This window comes from Actinosynnema sp. CA-299493, assembly GCF_050946825.1.
In the GTDB taxonomy this organism is placed as follows: Bacteria; Actinomycetota; Actinomycetes; order Mycobacteriales; family Pseudonocardiaceae; genus Actinosynnema.
Map to the genome: position 1 here is coordinate 6,000,735 of NZ_CP191993.1, position 14,829 is coordinate 6,015,563.

Here is a 14,829-nt window from a genome sequence, read left to right on the forward strand (position 1 = left end):
CACCGCTTTCAACGTAGAAGGGTGGACCCTGTCATGGGGATCGAGCTGAATCGCCGGAGGTTCCTGGGTGTCACGGCCTCGGTCGCGGGACTCACGGCCATGGGGGGCCTGCTGTCCGCCTGCGGCGGGGGCGCCCAGCAGAAGACCGGCGCGAACAGCGAAGCCCTCAGGTCCGCGCTGCCGAACTACGTGCCCAGCACCTCGATCAAACCGGACATCGCCTCGGTCGCCGGCAACGCGGACGTGCTGACCGACCCCGGCTTCCTCACCTACCCGTCGAACCCGCTCGCCACCGTGTCCGGTGTGCCGGGCAAGGGCGGCAGGTACACCACCGTCACGCCGCTGTGGGGCACCATCCCGCCCGCCGACAACTCGTTCTACCAGGCCATGAACCAGGCGCTGGGCGTCACGCTCGACATGAAGCCCGCCGACGGCAACAACTACGCCACGATCATCCCCACGATGACCGCCGCCAAGCGGCTGCCCGACTGGATCCAGCTGCCGACCTGGTGGAACTCCAACTTCAGCGTCGGTGAACTGGCCGGGTCGCAGCTCGCGGACCTGACGCCCCACCTCTCCGGCGACAAGATCGAGAAGTACCCCAACCTCGCGGCCATCCCCACGGGCGCCTGGCGGGCCGGGGCCTGGGGCGACAAGATCTACGGCATCCCGTCGTTCTCCAGCGGGTACGTGGTCGCCGGCACCACGTTCTTCCGCCGCGACGTCTTCGAGGCCAGGGGCATCGCCCCGGACCAGGTGAAGTCCGCCGCCGACCTGATGGACCTGGGCAAGGAGCTGACCGACGCCAAGGGCGGCGTGTGGGCCTTCGACGACGTGTGGACCTACCTGTTCCCTGCCTGGAACGTGCCGCTCAAGTGGCGGGTGGACAACGGCAAGCTCATCCACAAGTACGACCTGCCGGAGCTGCTGGAAGCCCTGGAGTGGCACTACCAGCTCGCGACCGCGGGCTACCTGCACCCGGACGCGCTGGCCGGCGACAACGCCAACGGCAACGTGCGCTTCTACTCCGGGAAGGTGCTGGTCGCGGGCGGTGGCACCGGCGTGTGGAACGCCGCCGACCACCAGTCGGGCACGGCCGCCAACCCGAACTTCCGGCGGGGCGCCTTCGACTTCTTCCCCGCGAGCGGCAAGGGCGACCCGCTGGTCGAGATGGGGTCCTCCACCTCCATCATGAGCTACTTCAACAGCAACCTGAAGCCGGAGCAGGTCGAGGAGCTGCTGGCGGTCGCCAACTACCTGGCCGCGCCGTTCGGCTCGAAGGAGTACACGCTGGTCAACTTCGGGGTGGAAGGCGTCCACCACACCATGGTCGACGGCGTGCCGACGGCCACCGAGGAGGGCAAGAAGAACGTCCAGGCGCAGACCTTCCCGTTCCTGGCCTCGCCGCCCGCCGTGGTCAGCAACCCCGGCTCGGACACCGTCACCAAGGACCTCACCGCCTGGCAGGCCGCGAACGTCGAGAACCTGCGCAAGCCGGTGTTCTGGAACATGAACATCAGCCTGCCGCGGTCGATGGCCACCGCCGACGCGGCGCAGGCCGTCGAGGACGCCATCAAGGACTGCTACCACGGCAAGAAGAAGGTCGCGGAGGTGAAGGAGGCCATCGCGACCTGGAAGTCCAGTGGCGGCGGCGACAAGCTGGTCCAGTGGATGGACGAGAACGTGCTGCAGAAGTTCGGGACCGGGCAATGAGCTCCGTGACCACGGAGCCACCCGCGCGGAGGAACAAGCCGAGCCTGCGGGCGAGGCTGCGGCGGGACCGGTCGCTGCTGCTGATGACCGTGCCCGCCGTGGTCCTGCTCCTGGTCTTCAACTACGTGCCGCTGTTCGGGCTGCTGACGGCGTTCCAGGACTACAACCCGCTGGTGGGGGTGTGGCACAGCGAGTGGGTGGGCTTCGCCCAGTTCACCGCCCTGTTCGGGGACTCGCTGTTCTGGGGCTCGCTGACGAACACGCTGTACCTCAGCTTCGTGCAGCTGATCCTGTTCTTCCCGATCCCGATCGCGCTGGCCCTGCTGCTGAACTCGGTGCTCAGCGAGCGGTTGCGCAACCTGATCCAGTCCATCGCCTACCTGCCGCACTTCTTCTCGTGGGTGCTCGCGATCACGATCTTCCAGCAGATGTTCGGCGGTGCGGGGCTGCTCAACCAGTTCCTGCGCAGCAACGACATCGGCACCTGGGACATCATGACCAACCCGGACACCTTCGTGCTGCTGGTCACCTCGCAGGCGATCTGGAAGGAGGCCGGCTGGTCGATCATCGTCTTCCTGGCCGCGCTCGCCGCCATCAACACCGACCTGTACGAGTCGTCGGCGGTGGACGGCGCCGGGCGGTGGCGGCGGTTGTGGCACATCACCCTGCCCGGGATGGCCGGCGTCATCATGCTCATGCTGGTGCTGCGCCTGGGCAACGCGCTCACCGTCGGGTTCGAGCAGTTCCTGATCCAGCGGCAGGCGGTCGGCCACGAGGCGGCCGACGTGCTCGACACCTTCGCGTTCTACTACGGCATCGCCACCAACAACTACAGCTACGGGGCGGCGGCCGGGTTGTTCAAGAGCGTCATCTCGCTCCTCCTCATCTGGGGCGCGAACAAGCTGGCGCATGCCTTCGGCGAAGACGGGTTGTACCGGAGATGACCGAGACGCTCACCACCGAACGCACCGGCGACGAGCGGGAGGCGGCCGGTCCGCGGCCGGTCCGGCAGCGCAGGCGCGCCACCCGCCCGGCCTGGGAGGAGCCGCCGACCGCGGCCGGCCAGACCGCCAAGGGCCTGACCCTGGGCGTGGTCGTGGCGGTGGTCCTGGTGCCGCTGTGGATCATCGTGGTGACCAGCCTGTCCACCCAGGCGGCGGTCAACCGCGCGGGCGGCCTGGTGCTCTGGCCGACCGACGTGACCATCGAGGCCTACCGGGTGATGCTCGGCGACTCCACCGTGCGCAACGCGCTGCTGGTCAGCCTCGGCATCACGGCGGTCGGCACGGCGGTGTCCATGGTCGTGTCGATCCTGTGCGCCTACGGCCTGTCCCGGTCCGGCTCGGTGGCCCACCGCTTCATCCTGGTGCTGCTGATCCTCACCATGTTCGTCAGCGGCGGCCTGATCCCGACCTTCCTGGTGGTCACCGAGCTCGGCGGCTACGGGCAGTGGTGGGCGCTGATCCTGCCCAGCGCGGTGTCGGTGTTCAACATCCTGGTGCTGCGGGCCTTCTACTCGGACACCTCGGCGGACCTGATCGAGGCGGCGCGGATCGACGGCGCGGGTGACTGGCGGATCCTGTGGTCGATCGTGCTGCCGACGTCCCGGGCGGTGACCGCGGTCGTCGCGCTGTTCTACGGCGTGGGCTACTGGAACTCGTTCTTCAACGTGATGCTGTACATGCCGACCGACAGCGAGAAGTGGCCGCTGCAGTACGTGCTGCTGACCTACGTCAACCGGGGCAACGGGCTGCCCGGGTCGGTGAACGCGGGCTTCGGGTCGCAGTTCGCGCAGACCGCGCCGCTGTCGTTGCAGATGGCGGTGGTGGTGCTGACGATCGTGCCGCTGCTGCTGGTCTACCCGTTCATGCAGAAGCACTTCCGCGTCGGCGTGCTCACCGGGGCGGTCAAGGGCTGACCCGGCACACTGGGCGCACGCGGGCGCCGGAGCGGGCCCGGGAAGAACGAGAAAGCAGGAGCATCACGCATGGTGACACTCGCCGATGTGGCCAGGCACGCGGGCGTGTCCGCCAGCACGGTCAGCTACGTGCTCAGCGGCAAGCGCTCGATCTCCGAGGAGACCCGACGCCGCGTCGAGCGTTCGGTGGCCGAACTCGGCTACCACCCCAACGCCGGCGCCAGGGCGCTGGCCGCGAAGCGCTCCCACATAGTCGCCTTGGTGGTGCCGCTGCGCGCCGACGTCTACGTGCCGATCATGATGCAGATCGCCATCTCGGTCACCATGACGGCCCGCCAGCACGGTTACGACGTGCTGCTGATCACCAACGACGAGGGGCCGGAGGGCGTGCGCCGGGTCGCGGTGAGCGGGTTGGCGGACGGCGTCATCCTGATGGACGTCGGGTTGGCCGACGAGCGCATCCCGGTGCTGCGCGAGCTGCGCACCCAGGCCGCGCTCATCGGCCTGCCCGACGACCGGAGCGGCCTGTCCTGCGTGGACCACGACTTCGCGGCGGCGGGCGCGTCGTGCGCGGACCACCTGGCCGACCTCGGCCACCGGGAGGTCGCGTTCATCGGGTACGGCTCGGGGGTGTACCAGCGGCACGCCGGGTACGCCGAGCGCACCCTGATGGGCTTCCGGGAACGCGCCGAGGCGCGAGGCCTGCGGTTCGTGCACCGGCCGTGCGAGGGCACCTACGAGAGCACCGCCGGGACGCTGGCCCGCATCCTCGCCGACCGGCCGGACACCACGGGGTTCGTGGTGCAGAACGAGGGCGCGATCGGCCCGCTGCTCAGCCTGCTGCGCATCAGCGGGCGGACCGTGCCCGAGGACGCCTCGGTGATCGCGCTGTGCCCCGAACTGCTCGCCGAGCAGTACGCGCCCGCGCTGACGGCGGTCACCGGCCCGGCGCAGGAACTCGGCCGGGTCGCCGTCGAGCAGCTCCTGCGGCGGATCGCCGCCGCGGGCCGCGACGAGGTGCCGGACGACGAGCTCACCCTGCTCCGCCCCGTCCTGACCGTCCGGGAGAGCACCAGCCAGCACCGCAGCCGGACGCCCAGCTCGTCCTGAAGACCCGCGAACGGCACGAGGAGCAGGCATGACGACCCGGAAGCTGACCGATCGGCTCGGCGGGCTCGCGTTCGGCGGCGACTACAACCCCGAGCAGTGGGACGAGCCGGTCTGGGCCGAGGACGACGAGCTGATGCGCCGGGCGCGGGTCAACCTCGCCACGGTCGGCGTGTTCTCCTGGGCCCTGGTGGAGCCCGAGGAAGGCCGCTACGACTTCGCCTGGCTCGACGCCCACCTCGACCGGCTGCACGCGGCCGGCGTCGCCGTCGACCTGGCCACGCCGACCGCCTCCCCTCCCCCGTGGTTCACCAGGGCGCACCCGGACGCGCTGCCGGTGACCGCCGACGGCGTCCGGCTCGTGCACGGCAGCCGCGACACCTACTGCCTCGCCGCGCCGGCCTACCGCGACGCGGCCCGCCGCGTCGCCGCCGCCCTGGCCGAGCGCTACGGCCGGCACCCCGCGGTCGCGCTGTGGCACGTCCACAACGAGTACGCCACGCTGTGCTTCTGCGACCACGTCGCCGCCGCGTTCCGCACCTGGCTGCGCGACCGGCACGGCACGCTGGACGCCCTCAACGACGCCTGGGGCACGGCGTTCTGGAGCCAGCGCTACCACTCGTGGGACGACGTCCTGCCGCCGCGCGCCACGCAGTGGCACCACAACCCCGGCCAGTCGCTGGACTTCCGCCGCTTCTCCTCCGACGTGGCGCTCGCCGCCTACCGGGAGCAGCGCGACGCGATCCGCGCGCACAGCGACCGCCCGGTGACCACCAACCTGATGCTGCCCGGCTACCAGAACCTCGACCTGTGGGCGTTCGGCCGCGAACTGGACTTCGTGACCATCGACCACTACCCGGACCGGCCGGGCCCCGACGCGGCGGCGGACACCGCGTTCGGCGCGGACCGCGCCCGTTCCCTCGGCGGCGGCCGGCCGTGGTTGCTCATGGAGCAGGGCGCGAACACCGTCTACGCCGAAGGCCGGGTGCTGCCGAAGGACCCCGGCGACATCCTGCGGCACACGCTGGGCCACATCGCGCGCGGCTCGGACGGCGCACTGTTCTTCCAGTGGCGCCAGTCGAAGGCCGGTGCCGAGACGTGGCACTCGGCGATGGTGCCGCACGCCGGGCCGGACAGCCGGATCTTCCGCGAGGTGGAGGCGGTCGGCGAGGCGGTCGCCCGGCTCGCCGAGGTGGCCGGGTCGACCGTGACCGCCGAGGTCGCCGTGCTGCACGACGCCGAGGCGTGGTGGGCGTCGGAGGCGGACGGCCTGCCCTCGCCGGACCTCGACTACCACTCGATGCTCCGCCGGGCGCACCGGGCGTTGTGGGACGCGGGGGTGGTGACCGACTTCGCCCACCCGGAGCACGACCTGAGCCGGTACCGGCTGGTCCTGGCCCCGGCCCTGCCCCTGATCACCGACGCGGGCGCGGCGAACCTGCGGCGTTACGTCGCCGACGGCGGCACGCTGCTCCTTCAGCACTTCGGCGGCGTGGTCGACGAACGCCCCCACGCCCGCCTCGGCGGCTACCCGGCCCCGCCGCTGCGGGAAGCCCTCGGCATCCGGGTCGAGGAGCCGCGCCCGCTGCGGGAGGGGGAGCGGATCGCGCTGTCGGACGGCGCGCACGGCGCGGTGTGGAGCGAGTGCCTGCGCCTCGACGGCGCCGAGGCCGTCGCCGCCTACACCGGCGGGATGCTCGCCGGGCGCCCGGCGCTCACCCGCCACGCCTTCGGCGCCGGTCACGGCTGGTACCTCTCCACCGTCCTCGACACCGGCGACTACGCCGCGCTGGTCGGACGACTGCTCGGCGAAGCCGGCGTGGTCCGCGAGTGGCCGCCCGGCGTGGAGGCCGTCACCCGGGGCGGCTGGTGCTTCCTGCTCAACCACGGCGGCGGCACCGTCCCGCTCCCCCGGGCCGCGCACGACCTGCTCACCGACGGCCCGCTGACCGAACTGCCCCCTCACGGCTGCGCCGTGCTCCGGGTGCCCTGACCACCGCCGGACCCCGTCGACCACGAAGGGCCTGGTGGGATGTCACCGGACCACAGCACGTTCGCCAACCCCGTGATCGCGGGTTTCCACCCCGACCCGAGCGTCTGCCGCGTCGGCGACGACTACTACCTCGCCTGCTCCAGCTTCGAGTACTTCCCCGGCGTGCCGATCTTCCACAGCCGCGACCTGGTGGGCTGGACGCAGCTCGGCAACGTGCTCGACCGGCCGGAGCAGCTGCGCCTCCCGCTCGACACGCCGTCATCCGCCGGTGTCTACGCGCCGACCCTGCGCCACCACGACGGCCGGTTCTGGCTCATCACCACGAACGTGAGCGGTGCCGGCAACCTGCTGGTCAGCGCCACCGACCCGGCCGGGCCGTGGTCGGACCCGGTGCTGCTGCCCGACCTGCCGGGCATCGACCCCGACCTCGCGTGGGACGACGACGGCAACTGCTGGTGCACGGTCGCCGGGGTGTCCCAGGTCCGGATCGACCCGCTGACCGGGCAGGTGCTCGACGCGCCGCGGCGGATCTGGTCGGGAGCACCCGGCGCGAAGGCCCCGGAAGCGCCGCACCTGTACCGGATCGGCGGGTACTGGTACCTGCTCATCGCCGAAGGCGGCACCGAGCGCGGCCACGGCGTCTCGATCGCCCGCGGTCGCACGCCGGCGGGCCCGTTCGAGCCCTGCCCGGCCAACCCGGTGCTGACCCACCGGGGCACCGACCACCCGATCCAGAACACCGGGCACGGCGACCTCGTGCGGGGGCCGGACGGCTCGTGGTGGATGGTGCTGCTGGGCGTGCGGCCGGGCGGCGGGACACCCGGCTGGCACGTGCTGGGTCGCGAGACGTTCCTCGCGCCCGTCACCTGGGTGGACGACTGGCCGGTCGTCGGACCGCTGGAGCCCGAGGGGACCGTGCCCTGGCCGCTGCGGGCGGAACCGGGCGTGGCGGGCCGCGACGACTTCGACCTCCCGGAGCTGCACCCGTCCTGGATCTCGCTGCGCGACCGCCGGGAACGGCACTGCACCACCGGGGAGCGCGCCGGCTGGCTGACCCTCCACGCGCGCGGCGGGTCCCTGGACGAGCGCGACGTCGTGTTCGTCGGCCGCCGCCAGCGCCACCGGTCCTGCCGGGTGCGCGCGCTCGTGGACGCCACGCGCGGCACCGGTGGTGTGGCGGTGCGGCTGGACGAGGAGCACCACTACGAGATCGAGGCGACCGCCGGTGAGGTGCGGGTGGTCGCCCGCGTCGGCTCGCTGAAGACCGCGGTGGCGTCCCTCGCGGTACCGGCCGGACCGCTGGTCCTCGCCGTCGAGGTGCGCGAGGAGAAGGACCTCCGGGACGCGCGCACCGGCCCCGACACCGTGTCCTTCGGCATCGACGGACCGGACGGCACGTTCACCGCCCTCGCCACCCTCGACGGCCGCCACCTCTCCACCGAGGTCGCCGGCGGCTTCACCGGCCGGGTCATCGGCCTGTACGCCACCGCGGGCGCCGTCCACTTCGACTGGGCCGACGAGGAGGCGCTCGACGGCTGACCGGCGTCCCGGAACCACCGAGCGGCACGACGGCCTGACCGATCTCGCGTCCACGGCGGAAGACCGCCGAAGGCCGTTGCCGGTCTTCGGCGGTCTCCCTCCCGGTCGCTCGCCGGAACGACCGACGGCGGGTCAGGCGACGGCGCAGGCCGCGCCGTTGAGGGTGAACGAGGCGGGCTTGCCGGCGTTGCCGGTGTGGTTGGCCTGGAAGCCGATGCTCACCGTCGCACCGGGGGCGATGGCGCCGTTGTAGGAGACGTTCCTCGCCGTGACCTGTCCGGACGTGGGCGAGTAGGAGGCGTTCCACCCGGAGGTGATCGTCTGCCCGCCGGGCAGGGTGAACGCCAGCGACCAACCGTCGATCGGGGCGCTGCCGGTGTTCGTGATGGCGATCTCCGACGTCAGACCGCCGTTCCACGCGTTGACGGTGTCGCTCACCTTGCAGCCGTCACCGGGCGGGTTCGTGGTCGTCGTGGTGGTCGTCGTAGTAGTAGTCGTGGTCGTGGTGCTGGTCGTGGTGGTCGTGGTGGTGCCGGGGCCGCCCTGGAACTGGGAGAGGAACCTCCACGCCTCGACCTTGGTCCAGGTCCGGATGCCGCTCTCGGTGTAGGTGCCGTCGACCGGTCCGGGCATGTGGCCGTTGTCGAAGGCGGCCCACTGCACCGGGTACCCCGCGCGGCACGAGTACGTCGTCGTGATGTGGGTCATGCTGCCGTTCCCCGGCTCACGGGGGCTCTGCGGCGTGCAACCGTTGTTCGCCACGAACCGGTCGCGCAACGACCGGCCCTGCGAGATGTTCAGCACGTTGTCCGTGATGCCGTGCATGCCGAAGTACGCGATCGGCTGGCTGCCGCCGCTGCACCCGCTCAACTGCGCGCCCGCGTACACCACGACCGCGCGGAACACCGTCGCGCGGGCACACGCCAGGGCGTAGCTCATGCCGCCGCCGTAGCTGAAGCCCATCGCGAAGCGCAGCGCCGTGTCGACGCACAGGTCGGCCTCGATCCGCCTGAGCATGTCGTCGGTGAACACGACGTCCTCACCGCCGGAGTTCGCCCACCCGTTGCCCAGGCCCTGCGGCGCCACCAGGATCGCGCTGTTGTTCGACTGCTCCTGCATCCCGTAGTACGACCACGGCGTCCCGCTGGTCCCGCCCGAGGACACGTCGTTCATCGTGCCGCCGCGCCAGTGGAACCCGAAGATCAACCGGTACGGGCGGGTGTTGTCGTAGCCGTCGGGCACCCGCAGGATGAAGCTCCGGCTCTTGCCGCCGCTCTGGATCGTGTGCGTGCCGCTGCGCAACGTCGGGGCCTTGCCGCAGCCGGCGCTCGACGCGAGGGCGCCGACCTGCGCGGCCGGAGCGGTCTCGCCGAGCCCTCCGCTCAAGGCCGTGCCGGTCGCCGCCGCGGTGAGGAGCACCGCCGCCAGCGCGGGCCCGAGAAGCCTACGCGTGATCATCGAAGACTCTTTTCTGCCGTTCGGACATCAAGTGCGCGGGTGAGCCGTCACCGCGTGGGCGGATTCGCGCGGTGACGGACCACGGAGGCAGGTTCGAAACTTTCGACCCAAAGACCTTCACTTTCGGGCAAATGTAGCCGGCGAATCACACGGCGGTCAACGTTCGGGAAAGCTAAAATTGTTAGCGCTCACCCAAATCCGTTCGCGGGCGATCACCCATTTCGGATCACCTGAGAGAGGTTTGCGCGTCAGGCAATTTTGTTAGCGCAAACAACGCTATGTCCCGATCATTTGGCGGCACCCCAACCACCCACCCGGCCCGCCGACGGGAAGCGTCAACGGGCCGGGTGGGTCCGGTGCGGTGACCGGGGTGTCGAGGCGCTGGTCAGGTGGTGCAGGCCGCGCCGTTGAGGGTGTACGAGGCGGGTTTGCCCGCGTTGCCGGTGTGGGTGGCCTGGAAGCCGATGCCGACCGACGCGCCGGGGGCGATGTCGGCGTTGTAGGAGACGTTCCTGGCCGTCACCTGGCCGGAGGACGGCGAGTAGCTGGCGTTCCAGCCCGAGGTGATGGTCTGCCCGCCGGGCAGGGCGAACGCCAGCGACCAACCGGCGATGGGCGTGGACCCGGTGTTGGTGATGGTGATGTCCGAGGTCAGGCCGTTGCCCCAGGCGTTGACGGTGTTCGTGACCCGGCAGGAGCCGCCGGGCTCCGGGGTGGTGGTCGTGGTCGTGGTGGTGGTCGTCGTGGTCGTGGTGCTGGTCGGCCAGCCGGACCCGGAGGCCCGGTAGACGACGGTGCCGTGGGCGGGCACGGAGGCGGAGATGCTGCCGCTCGTCCCGGTCACCGCGTTGGTCCAGACGTCCCGCAGCGTGAACGACACGCCTTCCAGCCCGACCGAGAAGCCGTTGGTGGAGACCGTGGTCGTGCTGGAGCCCTGGTTGAACAGCGCCACCGCGACTTCGCCGTTGGACAGCCGCTTGGCCAGCACGCGACGGGTGCCGTCGTTGGAGACCTCACGGGCTTGCGACCCGAGCGGGTCCTGGTTGATGGCGATGAGGTTGGCGTTCTTCAGGATCGTCGCCGTGGCGGCGTTCATGCCGCGCAGGTCGTTGCCCGCGATGAGGGGCGAGGCCATGATCGCCCACAGGGCGAAGTGGCTGCGCATCTCGGTGTCGGTCATCCCGCCGCGACCGACCTCCATCATGTCCGGGTCGTTGAACGCGCCCGGCTTGGCGTAGGACGCCAGGGGCACGGTCACGTTGACGATGTTCTGGACGCCCATCGGGTAGCCGTTCACCTGCCCGGTGTCCCACTTGTTCGTGATGTCCTCGGTGGTGCGCCACATGTTCGCGACGTCGCCCCAGTTGCGCCGGGGTCCGGTCTTGTCGTGGATGCTGTTGGAGTTGATGCTGTAGACGATCTGGCGGCCGGTGGCCGCGAGGGCGTCGCGCATCTTCGCGAACGTGCGCACCTGGTCGTCGATCGTCCCGCTGGGCGAGCACCAGTCGTACTTGAGGAAGTCCACGCCCCACGCGGCGAACTGGCGGGCGTCCTGCGCCTCGTGGTTCAGGCTGCCGGTGGCGCCGGGGTAGGAGTCGAAGTACTGGGCGCAGGTCTCGGTCAACGGCGCCTGGTAGAGCCCGAACTTGAGCCCCTTGCCGTGGATGTAGTCGCCGAGCGCCTTCATGCCGCTGGGGAACCGGGTCGGGTCGCCCTGGAGGTTGCCCGAGGAGTCTCGGTTGGGGTTCATCCAGCAGTCGTCCACCACCACGTACTGGTAGCCCGCGTCACGCATGCCGGAGCTGACCATCGCGTCGGCCATCTGCCTGATCAACGTCTCGTTGATGTTGCAGCCGAACGTGTTCCACGAGTTCCAGCCCATCGGTGGCGTGCGCGCCACACCGTTGTCCAGGGCACGGGCGGGCTCGGCGTTGAGCACCGTCACCATGCCCGCCGCCACCAGCAGGGCCGCGGACACGGCGTGCACCACGCGATGTCGCCGGGATGGGTGTTCCATGGTCTTGGGTCCCTTCGCTGTTCGGTGCCGTGGCTCGCGCGACGCGCGGCGGCCCAGCGTCGTCCGACCGACACCGGCAGGGTCGGGTCGCGGACGGCGGGCGACCCCGATTGCCAGTCGAATGTAGCGACGCACGATTCAGCCGGTCAAAGCTAAAGATGTGACCGCCCTTTAGCCGCCGTCGCCGACCGCCACGGCGAAGCGGCGCAGGTCGAAGAAGGTCACCGGGAACCGACGACCACCGTTGACGAGAACGGGCACCGCGAACTGCGGTACAGGCCCGATAGACGTCGTCGAGGTCTTCAGGTGGCACCAGCGTCCACTGTCCGGACGTGCTCGACCGGGGTCACTCGTGGTTGAGGGCGCCCGATCGGAACACGGCCAGTTCGACGTCCTGGAACCCCGCGGTCCGGACGATCTCCGCCAGCGCGGGCGCGAGCTCGGGCCGGTCGACCAGGTGCGGGTCGAGTTCGACCCGACCGGTGTCGCCGAGGTCGCGCACGCGCAGGTCCCGGGTCGGCGCGCCCGCGTCCGCGAGCCACGTCCGGACCGCCACCTCGGCGCGCTCCACCCTGGCCAGGCGGGCGGGGGTGATCGCCACCCCGTAGCGCACGCGGCTGGCCAGGCAGGGCATCGCCGGTTTGTCCCAAGTAGACAGTCCCCAGTGGCGGCTCACCGCGCGGACCTCGGCCTTGGTCAGGCCGAGGTCGCGCAGCGGTGTGCGCACGCCGATCTCGTCACCGGCGCGGATGCCCGGCCGGAACGGGTCGTGCGCGTCGTCGGCGTTCACCCCGGTCGCCACCGCCGGCAGGCCGTGGTCGCGCGCGACGGCGGCGATGGTGTCCAGCACGGTGGACTTGCAGAAGTAGCAGCGGTCCCGACCGTTCGCCGCGTACGACGGGTTGTCCAGCTCGGCGGTGCCCGGCGCCAGGTGCCGCACGCCGAGGCGGGTGGCGAACGCGACCGCGTCGGCCAGCTCGGCGGCCGCGAGGCTCGCGGAGTCGGCGGTGACCGCGAGCACCGCGTCGGGACCCAGGGCACGCGCGGCGGCGGCGAGCACGAGCGCGGAGTCCACGCCACCGGAGAAGGCCACGGCGACCGGACCGACCTCCGCGAGGTGTTCCACGAGCCGTGCGGCGACTGTCCCGGCATCCCTCGGGCCGGCACCGACCGGGTTGGTGTCCGTCGAGTTGGTGTCCATCAACGCTCCTCGGGGGTTCGCGCGGCCAGCCCGAGCACGGTGCGCAGCGGCAGGCCCGTCTCCCGGGCGACGGTGACGGCGTCGTCGTACTCCGGCTTGCCGTGGTGCGGTCCGTGCTTGCGGCGCACCGCCATCCCGTGGACGTGCACGGTGTCGGTGGTCCGGGGCAGCGCGGCACGCCGCACGGTGGTCCGCCGCACGCCCAGCGTGCCCGTCTCCACGAGCATCCGCCGTTCGACCCCGTCGGCGGCCTCGGGTGTCGCCAACGCGTGCAGCACGTGCCCCGGCCTGCCCTTCTTCATCGTGGCGGGGGTGATCCAGCTGTCCAGCGCGCCCGAGTCGAGCAGCACGGCGACGACGTACCCGAGGACCTCACCGGTGACGTCGTCCAGGTTCGTCTCCAGCACCACCAGGTCGCGCACCTCTGCGGGTGCCCGGTCGCCGAGCCGGACCACGGCCACGTTGGGCCGGTCGGGCAGCGTCCTGGTGCCCACGCCGTAGCCGGTGGCCCCCATCGTCATCTCCGGCGCGGGACCGTAGTCGGCGCCGATCGCGAGCAGCAGCGCGGCGGCGGTCGGCGTCACGGTCTCGCCGGCCAGGCCGGTGCCCACGACGCGCGCCCCCGCCAGCAGCGCCGAGGTCGCCGGGGCCGGGCAGGGCAGCACGCCGTGCGCGGTGCGGACCGACCCGGCGCCGATCGGCAACGCCTCGCAGTGCACGGCCCGCACGTCCAGGGCGTGCAGCGCGGCGGCCACGCCGACGACGTCCACGAGGGTGTCGTGACCACCCAGTTCGTGCAGGTGCACCTGGTCCGGCTCCTCGCCGTGCAGGCGTCCCTCGACCTCGGCGATGGCGCGCAGGGCGGCGACCGCCACCTCCGCCACCTCCCGGTCACGCACCCGGGACGCCATGGCGATCAGCTCGCCCGCCTTGCGGCTCGTCGCCTCGTCGGACACCGACACGACCGCACGGCGGCCGGTGAGCCCGTGCGTGAGCACCGGTGTGACGGCGAGGTCCCAGCCGGTCAGGCCGGTGTCGGCGACGGCCGCCCGGACCGCCTCCAGCGGCGCGCCCGCGTCCACCAGCGCGGCCAGCAGCATGTCACCGGCCAAGCCGGTGAACGGCGAGATCACGCAGATCCGGCTCACGTCGTCCTCCGCACCGCCACGCGGGCGAGCCGGAACGCGGCCATCGCGGCGCCGAACCCCGAATCGATGTTCACCACCGTGATGCCCGCCGCGCAGGACGCGTGCATCGCGAGCAACGCGGTGACGCCCTCCAGCCCCGCGCCGTACCCGGTCGAGGTCGGCACGGCCACCACCGGGCACGCGACCAGGCCACCCACCGCGCTCGCCAGCGCGCCCTCCATCCCCGCCACGACGATCACGGTGTCCGCCGACCGCAACCGGTCCTGCTCGGCGAGCAGCCGGTGCAGGCCCGCCACCCCCACGTCGGTCACCGTGGTGACGTCGAGCCCCACCGCCGTGGCCAGGGCAGCGGCCTCCCGCGCCACCGGCAGGTCCGCCGTGCCCGCCACGGCCACCACCACGCCGAACCCGATCGACGCCGCCGGACGCCACACCAGCAGCCGCGCCCCGCTGTCGTAGACGCCGTCCGGCACGGCGGCCAGCACCGACGCCGCCACGTCGCCGTCCACCCGCGTGGCCAGCACCGGACCGTCGTTGTGCCGCAGCAGCGTCCGCACGATCCCGGTGATCTGCTCGGGCGTCTTCCCGCTGCCGTAGATCACCTCGGGCAGCCCTTGGCGCGCTTCGCGATCGACGTCGACCCTGGCGAAGCCGAGGTCGACCACGTCCGGTCCGGTCACGTTCTTCCTCCTCGCGCGACCGCGGCAAGCGCGCGCGTGCCGGGTTCGCGCCTGA

11 protein-coding genes are annotated in these 14,829 nt (G+C 71.6%); 6 read left to right on the plus strand and 5 right to left on the minus strand.

Features of this window, described 5'->3' with window-relative positions; genetic code table 11:
* Window positions 1-33: 33 nt before the first annotated feature.
* The 6 genes from ACQPYE_RS25035 (at window position 34) to ACQPYE_RS25060 (ending at window position 8,270) form a co-directional block, all read left to right on the plus strand.
* Window positions 34-1,713 (plus strand): ABC transporter substrate-binding protein, encoded by a 1,680-nt coding sequence (locus tag ACQPYE_RS25035; RefSeq protein ID WP_498714825.1) that lies wholly within the window; start codon window positions 34-36, stop codon window positions 1,711-1,713.
* The gene (locus ACQPYE_RS25040; protein WP_498714826.1) at window positions 1,710-2,657 is read left to right on the plus strand and encodes an ABC transporter permease; all 948 of its coding nucleotides are present in this window, start codon (window positions 1,710-1,712) and stop codon (window positions 2,655-2,657) included. Before ACQPYE_RS25035 ends, ACQPYE_RS25040 begins: the two co-directional genes overlap by 4 nt.
* Window positions 2,654-3,631 (plus strand): carbohydrate ABC transporter permease, encoded by a 978-nt coding sequence (locus tag ACQPYE_RS25045; protein WP_498714827.1) that lies wholly within the window; start codon window positions 2,654-2,656, stop codon window positions 3,629-3,631. The genes ACQPYE_RS25040 and ACQPYE_RS25045 overlap by 4 nt, the downstream gene beginning before the upstream one ends.
* Window positions 3,632-3,700: 69 nt before the next feature.
* Window positions 3,701-4,741, plus strand: a complete 1,041-nt coding sequence (locus ACQPYE_RS25050; RefSeq protein WP_498714828.1) for a LacI family DNA-binding transcriptional regulator — start codon at window positions 3,701-3,703, stop codon at window positions 4,739-4,741.
* 28 nt (window positions 4,742-4,769) lie between these two features.
* Window positions 4,770-6,731, plus strand: a complete 1,962-nt coding sequence (locus tag ACQPYE_RS25055) for a beta-galactosidase (protein WP_498714829.1) — start codon at window positions 4,770-4,772, stop codon at window positions 6,729-6,731.
* Window positions 6,732-6,770: 39 nt separating this feature from the next.
* Window positions 6,771-8,270, plus strand: coding sequence for a glycoside hydrolase family 43 protein (locus ACQPYE_RS25060; protein ID WP_498714830.1), 1,500 nt, complete (start codon window positions 6,771-6,773; stop codon window positions 8,268-8,270).
* A 132-nt stretch (window positions 8,271-8,402) separates the two neighbouring features.
* Here ACQPYE_RS25060 and ACQPYE_RS25065 read toward each other — a convergent pair whose 3' ends face one another.
* The 5 genes from ACQPYE_RS25065 to larB all read right to left on the minus strand — a co-directional run bounded on the left by ACQPYE_RS25065 (window position 8,403) and on the right by larB (window position 14,774).
* Window positions 8,403-9,728, minus strand: coding sequence for a CE1 family esterase (locus tag ACQPYE_RS25065; RefSeq protein WP_498714831.1), 1,326 nt, complete (start codon window positions 9,726-9,728; stop codon window positions 8,403-8,405).
* Window positions 9,729-10,113: 385 nt separating this feature from the next.
* Window positions 10,114-11,706, minus strand: coding sequence for a cellulose binding domain-containing protein (locus ACQPYE_RS25070; RefSeq protein WP_498714832.1), 1,593 nt, complete (start codon window positions 11,704-11,706; stop codon window positions 10,114-10,116).
* A gap of 385 nt (window positions 11,707-12,091) precedes the next feature.
* Window positions 12,092-12,946 carry an ATP-dependent sacrificial sulfur transferase LarE gene (larE, locus tag ACQPYE_RS25075; RefSeq protein WP_498714833.1) on the minus strand — a complete coding sequence of 285 codons (855 nt, stop codon included), beginning with the start codon at window positions 12,944-12,946 and terminating at the stop codon, window positions 12,092-12,094.
* Window positions 12,946-14,094 carry a nickel pincer cofactor biosynthesis protein LarC gene (gene larC / locus ACQPYE_RS25080; RefSeq protein ID WP_498714834.1) on the minus strand — a complete coding sequence of 383 codons (1,149 nt, stop codon included), beginning with the start codon at window positions 14,092-14,094 and terminating at the stop codon, window positions 12,946-12,948. Before larC ends, larE begins: the two co-directional genes overlap by 1 nt.
* On the minus strand, window positions 14,091-14,774 hold the full coding sequence (gene larB / locus ACQPYE_RS25085; protein WP_498714835.1) for a nickel pincer cofactor biosynthesis protein LarB: 684 nt from the start codon (window positions 14,772-14,774) through the stop codon (window positions 14,091-14,093). Before larB ends, larC begins: the two co-directional genes overlap by 4 nt.
* Window positions 14,775-14,829: the final 55 nt, after the last annotated feature.